Origin of the sequence: Acidiplasma aeolicum (assembly GCF_001402945.1) — an archaeon.
In the GTDB taxonomy this organism is placed as follows: Archaea; Thermoplasmatota; Thermoplasmata; order Thermoplasmatales; family Thermoplasmataceae; genus Acidiplasma; species Acidiplasma aeolicum.
In genome coordinates, this window is sequence record NZ_LKBG01000258.1 from 1 (window position 1) to 9,059 (window position 9,059).

Annotated in this window: 8 protein-coding genes, 2 tRNA genes and 1 pseudogene; 7 read left to right on the forward strand and 4 right to left on the reverse strand. The window is 34.3% G+C overall.

What is annotated here, in order from left to right; translation table 11 throughout:
• The coding region (locus AOG54_RS07640) for a helix-turn-helix domain-containing protein (protein ID WP_162200880.1) at positions 1-146 on the reverse strand (146 nt) is incomplete at its 3' end.
• A 119-nt stretch (positions 147-265) separates the two neighbouring features.
• Between AOG54_RS07640 and AOG54_RS07645 the strand changes: the two genes are divergently transcribed.
• Positions 266-997 carry a metallophosphoesterase gene (locus AOG54_RS07645; protein ID WP_048101567.1) on the forward strand — a complete coding sequence of 244 codons (732 nt, stop codon included), beginning with the start codon at positions 266-268 and terminating at the stop codon, positions 995-997.
• 3 nt (positions 998-1,000) lie between these two features.
• Here AOG54_RS07645 and gltA read toward each other — a convergent pair whose 3' ends face one another.
• On the reverse strand, positions 1,001-2,134 hold the full coding sequence (gene gltA / locus AOG54_RS07650) for a citrate synthase (protein WP_048101568.1): 1,134 nt from the start codon (positions 2,132-2,134) through the stop codon (positions 1,001-1,003).
• A gap of 500 nt (positions 2,135-2,634) precedes the next feature.
• A tRNA-Arg gene (locus tag AOG54_RS07660) sits at positions 2,635-2,708 on the reverse strand.
• Positions 2,709-2,801: 93 nt separating this feature from the next.
• On the opposite strand from AOG54_RS07660, the gene AOG54_RS07665 reads away from it, so the two are divergent.
• Both AOG54_RS07665 and AOG54_RS07670 read left to right on the forward strand, forming a co-directional pair.
• Positions 2,802-3,422 (forward strand): FMN-binding negative transcriptional regulator, encoded by a 621-nt coding sequence (locus tag AOG54_RS07665; RefSeq protein WP_054964306.1) that lies wholly within the window; start codon positions 2,802-2,804, stop codon positions 3,420-3,422.
• Between the two features lie 46 nt (positions 3,423-3,468).
• Positions 3,469-3,936: a single-stranded DNA-binding protein gene (locus tag AOG54_RS07670; protein WP_048101571.1), complete on the forward strand. Its 468-nt coding sequence runs from the start codon at positions 3,469-3,471 to the stop codon at positions 3,934-3,936.
• Here the strand turns inward: AOG54_RS07670 and AOG54_RS07675 are convergent.
• Positions 3,933-5,702 (reverse strand): ATP-dependent DNA ligase, encoded by a 1,770-nt coding sequence (locus AOG54_RS07675; protein WP_048101572.1) that lies wholly within the window; start codon positions 5,700-5,702, stop codon positions 3,933-3,935. The two genes, AOG54_RS07670 and AOG54_RS07675, sit on opposite strands and share 4 nt — an antisense overlap.
• A 240-nt stretch (positions 5,703-5,942) precedes the next feature.
• On the opposite strand from AOG54_RS07675, the gene AOG54_RS07680 reads away from it, so the two are divergent.
• From AOG54_RS07680 to AOG54_RS07695, 4 genes and pseudogenes are all read left to right on the forward strand, one after another.
• Positions 5,943-6,038, forward strand: a tRNA-Tyr gene (locus AOG54_RS07680).
• 117 nt (positions 6,039-6,155) lie between these two features.
• Positions 6,156-7,760 carry a cation:proton antiporter domain-containing protein gene (locus AOG54_RS07685; protein WP_048101573.1) on the forward strand — a complete coding sequence of 535 codons (1,605 nt, stop codon included), beginning with the start codon at positions 6,156-6,158 and terminating at the stop codon, positions 7,758-7,760.
• A gap of 111 nt (positions 7,761-7,871) precedes the next feature.
• Positions 7,872-8,504 (forward strand): archaeal proteasome endopeptidase complex subunit beta, encoded by a 633-nt coding sequence (psmB, locus tag AOG54_RS07690; RefSeq protein ID WP_048101829.1) that lies wholly within the window; start codon positions 7,872-7,874, stop codon positions 8,502-8,504.
• Positions 8,505-8,532: 28 nt separating this feature from the next.
• A pseudogene (locus AOG54_RS07695) lies at positions 8,533-9,059 on the forward strand (beta-CASP ribonuclease aCPSF1); the annotation flags it as partial.

Sequence of the window (9,059 nt, forward strand, 5' to 3'; positions counted from 1 at the left end):
GGTATTCCTGCAGTATCCGCTATTGTATCTGCATTGGCAACACCATGATATACAAGGGCCGCAAATGCCTGTGCCTCATATGATGACAGACCCAGTATTTTAAGCATATCTGCGGTTTTCATTATGTACTCTGAATTAGCTTCCATAACTAATTAATGCCATATTAATTTAAAATCTTTTCCATTGCACAATGTTTTTATAAATTGATTACAGGATTAATTATCAGATAGTAAAAATTATAATAAATAATTTGTTAATGTAGTTTGTGAAGGAAATACAAATATTAAAGAATGTTTTTATATCCGATTTATACTGTGTTTATTTAAAGGATATATCCGCTGTTGTGGTTTCTGACCTTCATCTAGGATTTGAGGATGAGATGAACCTTCATGGATTGTTCTTACCAAAATTACAGAGGGAGCATATAGAAAGGACAATGGATGCCATAATAGATAGGTACTCACCAAATAAAATTATTATAAACGGGGACTTTAAACAGGAATTTTCAAGGAATCTACCGCAGGAATGGGATGATGTAAATCATTTTATTGAACGGTATAAAGATCAGGCAAAACTTATTTTTATAAGGGGAAATCATGATAATTACCTTACAAATATATTAAAACATAATAATATGGAGATAATCGATTTCTATGAGGATGATAATTATTACATATATCATGGGGACAGGGATATGTCAACAAGAAAAATAACCATACTTGGCCATGAGCATCCTGCCGTTGTTCTCAGGGATGAGGTTGGTGGTATATTTAAAATACCGGCGTTTGTTTTTAATTTTGATTACAGAATTTTGATTACGCCCGCAATGAGCTTTTTTTCCTCAGGTACAGATGTTTCCGAATCATTATTAAGTGAGGAACATTTTACACCTGTTCTAAAAAGCGTTTCAAAAAGGTTTAGGGCCTATGGCATAACAGAGGAATTTGGCCTTCTGGATTTTGGATATGTGGAGGACCTGGAACAAAAAATAAAATAAAAATTATCTTTTTTCTATTTCTATGTATTCCATACTTCCCGGACCATTATAAATTGCCCTTGGTCTTATCAGTCTTTCCTGGGTTTCCACATATTCTATTATGTGTGCCAGTATTCCAGATATCCTTGAAAGGCCGAAAAGTGATGTAAACATATATAATGGAAACCCAAGTTCATTAAAAACTAGGCCAGAATAAAAATCTGTATTTGTATATATTCCCTTTCCACCGAAATTTTTAACCCCAAGATTTTCAAGTTTTGTGGCTATTTCGAGCAAATTTTTCTGTTCCTGTGTTCTGGCAAGTGATCTGGCATATTCCTTAAATGTTTTCAATCTTGGATCAAATGTCCTGTAAACCCTGTGACCAAAACCAACAAGCCTTTTCCTTGGTTCTATGATATTTTTTTGAAACCATGAATCAACATTATCGGGTGTTTTAATCTCAAGAAATTGCTTAAAGGCAGATTCTGCTGCACCTCCATGCAGTGGGCCCCTTAATGCGGTTATTGCCGAGGTTATTGATGAATACATATCAGATAAAGTTGATGCAGTAACAAGGGCTGCCGTGGTTGATGCTGGAATCTCATGATCCATATAAAGAATTAGTGCAGCATCCATGGCCCTTACCTTTTCTTTATCAGATTCACCAAAACAGGCATTTAAAAATGATTCTGCATAGCTGCCATGGGCCTCAGGTGTAACTGTATCAAGGCCCTCCTTAATTCTATATGTATTTGCCACAATTGATAATGCCTGGCCAAGAATTGCCATTGACGTTTTTTTATCATTTTCCTTATTCCACTGGTAATTGTTTTCATTCGATGAAAGCGCAGAAAAGGCCGTTTGCATTATTGCCAGTGCATCTGATTTCTTTGGCAGGCTTTTCATTGTGCTTAAAACATAATCGGGAAGCACCATATTTGAAAGCACATGATTTTTAAATTCATTGAGCTGATCATAATTTGGCAGTTTTCCAAAGAGCATTAAATATGAAACCTCCTCAAATGATGATCTGGCTGCAAGTTCATTTACATCATAGCCACGGTATCTCATTATTCCATTAATACCGTCTATATAAGTTAATTCAGTATATTTTATATTAACGTTTTCAAGACCTGGACTTATAGCTTCACTCATACTATCTTATATATCACTAATATAAAAGCCTTAAGATTTCTATGTGCATATTAATAAAACTTAAAGAAGGGAAATATTGGGAAAACAAATATTTTTATATTCAATATGAATAAAATTTTATGGCCAAAAAAATTCAGGGATTATCAGAATGGAGACTAAATATTCTGGAAAAGCATCTCCTGACCTCCCTTATAATACTGTTTTTTATTTTAAGTATCATATTTCTTTTTATTTCAATTATTACTGGCAATATATATTTTAGGGGCGTTGCAATCGGTTTGATAATTTCATGGTCAACATGCCTAATCGCCTTAAGTTTTAAGAAAGTCATTTATAAGAATCTAATAAAAGTTGTTAAATAAATAAAAACCACGTGGTTTATTTTCATTTCCTTTATTTAAGAATACAGGAATTTCGATTCTATTGAATTTTTAATACTTAGATTTTTTATGTATTATGTTTATATTCATGCATTACAGTGATTTAAACAATTATAAAAACGCCCGCGCCGGGATTTGAACCCGAATCTAAGGCTCCGCAGGCCTTTAGGATATCCAAATTACCCCACACGGGCTTTATTATATTGCTTAAACATATTTTAACTTTATAATAATTTATGATATTTGGATATAGAATAACTTAATATATAAGGATCAATTTAAATTTTATGTATATACCCGAATATTTCAGAATAACCGATAGGAAAATTATTATAGATTTCATCAAAAAACATAGTTTTGGAATACTTGCAGTAATTTCTTCAGATGATGTTGATGCAGTTCATATACCATTTCTTGTTGATGAATACAAAGAAAATTTTAAACTCTGGGGACATCTTGCAGAAGGCAATATGATTATTGAAAATTCCACCAATATGAGAGGACTTGCTATTTTTCAGGGACCTGATGCTTATATATCTCCAGCCTATTATAAATATAAATCGGTACCTACATGGGATTACATGACTGTTCATGTTCATGGTACATTAAAATTTACTGATTTTAATGAAAACACAGAAAAAATTAAAAAACTTATAAAGTTTTTTGAACCAGATTCTCCTATTCCAGATAATTTAAGCGAAAAGCCATACTTTCCAATGCTAAGGCAGATTAAGGGATTTTATTTAATCCCTGATAAAATAGAATGCGCATTTAAACTTGGACAGAATCATCCGATAGAGGATCAAATGGGTGTGCTTAATGCATTGACAAAAAATGAAAATCTTAAAGAAATGACAGATTTAATGGAAAAAAACATAAGCATATATAAAAAGAATATGTTTAAATAAGAGTTAAATATTAGTCTTTATCCGAAAGGATTAAGGAAGTAATAGTATGGAAGAAGTAACCAAAATTAAGGATTTGACACCTTCCTCAAGACGTGTTAACGTTGTTGGAAAGGTGATTGTATTAGGAGAGCCAAAAGAGATAAAAACCAGATTTGGTGATGACAAATCAGTGACTGAGGTTGTCATAGCCGACGATACAGGGAAGATAACCCTGACACTATGGGACGACCAGCCCAAAGACATAAGGGATGGTGAGGTTCTTAAGATAGATAACGGCTATATATCACTTTTAAGGGGCCATATGAGACTTAATGTCGGTAAATATGGTACACTTTCAGAAAGTGATGAAGATATAGAACCCAGTGAAGAACTTGATATGAGTGAAAAGGAGTACGAAAACCAGTATAACAACTATGGAAATAATAACAGATACAGGAACAATGGAGGCAACAGGAGATACAACAATAACAGAAGATCAGGCGGGTTCGATAGAAATAATGAAGAGGAGGATTAATCCTCCTTTTCTTTTGTATTTATAGTTTTTTTCTGCATTTTATACATTTCAATAATTTCCTCAGTTGTTGTGGCGTCCTCAGGATTTTTATCATCCCTGAATTTTATTAGCCTCGGAAATCTTAAAGCAAGACCAGAGCCTTTTTCAATTATATTATATGCACATGTATGAACAGGGCTTACTGTAATTTCTGCACCCTTTACCTCCACCACCTTTGATGGATAAATCCAGTAATCGGGAATCATGGTGCTATCAAGCCTTGCGGGCTTTTTATCCACTATTAAGCTTTTAAAAATCCCGGGGAGTTCAGATAGCATCTCATCTGTAAATCCTGATCCAAGTTTTGTAAATGTTTCAAATGAGTCCTTCTTTTCATTATAGCATGCAAGTAATAAGGCGCCATAGGTTCCCTTACGCCTCCCATGACCATTAAAGGCACCGACAACAACAAGGTCAAATGAATCTGATATTTCCTGCTGGTAATCCCTTTTAAATTTAATCCATAGCCATCCCCTGGCTCCGGCGCGGTAAACCGAATCCTCTGAAATGTTCTTTGAGACTATTCCCTCACAGCCATCCTCAATACTTTTTTCAAAGAATTTCATAATTTCATTTTCATCGTCACTTTCGATTCTTGTTGCAAGTTTAAAATACTCATTTTCCTTAACGTTTTCCTCAAGTATTTTCCTTCTCTCAGGGTATGGCAGATTAATAAGCGATTTGCCATTTAAATAAAGTATATCAAAAATAAACATTACTATTGGTATCTCTGATGTTTTTTCTGTTAAATCATATTTTCTTCCGCGCCTCTGTGAGACCATCTGGAACGGCATTAATTCTCCTGTATCAGGGTTATATGGAACGGATTCTCCATCCAGTATACAGGACTCAAAATGAAATGAATCCTTAAAATTTTTAACAATATCAGGGAAATTTTGTGTTGTTTCCTCAAGACCCCTGGAAAATATCTTTACCTCACTGCCCTTCTGGTGCAGCTCTGTTCTTAGGCCATCATATTTATATTCATATGCTGCCCTTCCACCCATTTTATCCTTAATATCAGCAAGTGATTTTAATCTCTCAGCAAGCATTACCTTAAACGGTATTAATGGTTCTGGACCCATATTTTTTATTGCGTCTATATTTCCAGACTGAAGCAATTCTGCAATGTATCCAATATCCGGATGGAAATTGTATGCATTTTCTATTATATCTGCATATTTTTTATCACTAAATGCGGATACAAGCGAATCAAGAATGGTTGAATCGGCAACACCCAGCCTGAGCTTGCCTGTAATTATTCTGGTTATATATTTTATATCATCAGGTTTTGAATTCATTAATAAATCCATATATGAATCCATCTTGGTTTTTATGCTGCCATGACCTGAAAATTTTGCTATTTCCATTAACTTTGAGTAAACATAATTCACGGTTAAATCCTCATTAAATAATGATTTCTGTGATATGTTTTTACTAATTTCCATTGCAGTTGTACCCAGATCACCGGTTTTGTAAAATATTTTATTTACCTCCTCATCTGAGAGGCCTGATACAGAGGATAATGATTTTATTATAAGCTTATCAGACATGCCAAATTCAATTCCCTCAAAATCCGGTGCAAGTTTACCCTGAACAAGATACACAATGTACTTAAGATCATTATTTGCCTTTTTTAAAAGGTTGGCAAGTATTCTTGTGAGTTCAAGCCTTTTTGTTGTATTTTCCATTTCACTAAATGTTGATGTAACCTCAGAAAATTCCATGAATAATATATTCGTAATATTATTATTAAACTTTTTATTTTTATAATTAGTTTTGATTTTCAATATGCATGTGTGAATTTGATTAAATGAAATTGGTAAGGCAACCAAAAATAAGAATTAGCATAATATCATATGCCTGAATAATTTCCAGTTTAAAAATTAAAATATAATTAAATCAATCAAAAGAATAAAACATGCATAAACTTAAAATTTATATTCTTTGTATATATTATGTTATAACCCGGCTTAGCTCAGTTGGTAGAGCGATGGACTGTAGAGTGAATACTGCAGATCGCAGACATCCATAGGTCTCTGGTTCGAATCCGGAAGCCGGGACTTATAGCTTAATGATTTGATTGCTTTCTAAATAATAAATCATTTTTGGTTATTATGCTAATAAAATATGCTTAAAGTAACATAAACATTAAATATAATTGCCTCATTGGATGGTTAATGTACGGCATTTCAGATTCAGTACTTGCATTAATGTTTCTTGGAACACTTTTACTGCTTGCAAAACTTGGTGAGGAGATATTTGAAAGACTTAAACTTGTTCCATATGTGGCGGCTATAGTATTTGGAATAATAATAGGTCCTGGTGTGCTTGGACTCATAAATGTACTGCCCAATATATCCCTATTCATATCCATTGGTATAAATTTTCTTTTGTTTTCAGGTGGTGCACTGGAATTTAAGAACGTTGATACTAAAAAGTTAATGAATTATAAAAATATTATATTAGGTGTAATTGAATTTTTTATTCCATTTTCGTTAATTTCTTATTTTGTATTCTTAATACTTCACAGCCTTTTAATCGCCATAGTAACAGGGATAGTTACAGGAATGAGCAGTGCTGGTCCGCTCACAAGGCTTTTAAGTGACACAGGGCTAAATAAAACTGAGGAGGGAAATAAGATTTTTCAGGAGGTCGTAACAATAGAAATTTCTGCAGTTATATTATTTTCCTTTATTTCAGATTTTCACAATAAGCCAATAACATTCATAAATGTACTATTAACATCACTTGAACTGATAGCCTCAATTGTTGTAATAATACTTTTTAGCAAATACATTTTAATAAGATTGCTTGAAAAAATGGATGCAAATTCAAAGGCACACGAAACTACAATAGCCATAATAATAGGATTTATATTTATACTTGGCTTTATAGGTGAACTTTACGGATTTAATTCCGCCATAGTCGCCCTCTTTATTGGAATCATTTTAAGGGATTTTATAAATGATAGGCCCATTATAGCAGAGAAGATATCCACAGTAACATACGGGCTGTTCGAGCCGTTATTCTTTATCGGCCTAGGTCTGTACTTTGTTAAAATTACACCTGCCCTCATTATACTTGGACTCTTAATCTTTGCAATAGCACTTTTAATAAAACCCATTGCAGGATTTGCAACATCAAAAATTATAAAAGTGCAGCCATGGAAAAATGCGCTTGGCACTTCTGTTAACGGCGGTGTTGATGCGGCCCTTCTTGTTGTTGCTTTAACACTCTCACTTGTTGGCCGCTATGATTATTCAATAATTATGATAGCAATAACTTTATTAACATTAATGGTGCCATTATTATTTAACATCAATGCGCCTGTTATACCGGTGAAAAAATCAAGATATGTCTGGGAAATTGTTAATTCAGAATTCAAAAATTTAAAGGCGTGTGATATTGCAAAAACACTGCAAACGGTTTCTGTAAATGTAAAAAATCCCATAAGCCTTGCATTTAAAATATGCACGGACCTTAATTCCAGGGCGGTTATAGTTACAAATTCAAATAACCGTGTTGTTGGTGAACTTTTATTAAGTGACATGGTAACACTTGGAGAGAACAAACTTAGAACATATACGGTCTCGCAGGGGAGAATTGTTCCGGCCATAAAGGTCAGGTGCAATGCACCGGCAACAGATCTTATTAAGATTTTTAGGGAAACTGACCCGCCAATAGTTGCCGTGGTTGATGAGAGGGGGAAATTTATAGGGACCATACTTGAACGTGAAATATTAAAGCATATATCTGATGTTTTAAGCAGGGAGGCCGAATGATATATAAATATATGGTCAATTGCATCCCATAGAAAATTTAAATATACTATTTGTTATTTACAATTAATAATTATCTTGGATGGATTAATTATGTCAGAGAGGGATTATAATATGGATGTATTGAAAACTGGAACAACAACAGTCGGCATAACTGCCGGCGATTACGTTATTTTGGGTACCGATAGCAGGGCGACCATGGGAACCTTCATTTCAAATAAGAACGCTCAGAAGCTTTACCAGATTGACACATATGCAGGGATGACCATAGCGGGCCTTGTTGGAGATGCCCAGGTGCTTGTTAGATACATGAGGGCAGAGATGGAGCTCTACAGGGTTCAGAGAAAGATTAACATGCCACTGGACGCTGCGGCCACATTGCTTTCAAATATGTTAAATCAGAGTAAGTTTTATCCTTACATGGTACAGCTTTTAATAGGCGGTTATGATAAAAAGCCACACATATATTCAATAGATGCTGCCGGTGGTGCGGTTGAGGATATTTACGCAAGCACCGGATCTGGTTCTCCGTATGTTTACGGTGTTCTTGAGGCTGAATATTCCCCCGATTTAAAGCTTGATGATGCCATTGATCTTGTAATAAAATCAATAAGTGTATCCAAACAGAGGGATTCAGCATCAGGAAATATGATACAGGTTGGTGTTGTCGATCCTAAAAAGGGTTTCTACTATTTATCCCAGGATGAGATTTTATCCAGGATAAAGAAACTTAAATTAATTTTATAAATTTTTTATTAATTTTAAGGTGTTATAAATGTCTTTTCGTGATTATCTAAGCGAAGCTAAAAATATATTTGACAGGCTTTATCCCGGAAATAAGATTACAGAGATAGACTATGAGGGTTCAACAATAATAGTCTACACAAAGGATGAGGAATTATTCTCAAAAAGGGATGACCTTGCAAGGCAGATCGCGCAGGAACTAAGAAGAAGAATAGCAATAAGGCCTGATCCAAGCATTATGCTTGACGAGGATTCCGCATCAAAAAAAATACAGGAATTAATTCCGAAGGATGCAGGGTTTCAGGATCTTTATTTTGAGCCGGATACTGGAGAGGCCGTCATAGAGCTTGACGAGCCCTCAATAGTAACAAACTCGGATATAATAAAGGAAATAAAATCACAGACAAACTGGTCTCCAAGAATAGTAAGGGCACCTCCCATGTATTCAAGAACTGTAAAGGAGGTCAGGGAATACCTGAGGGATGTAAAAAAGGAAAGAAAGGAATTCTTGCATAATCTTGGGGTTAAGCTTACAACGCCATTAATGCCGGGTGAAAC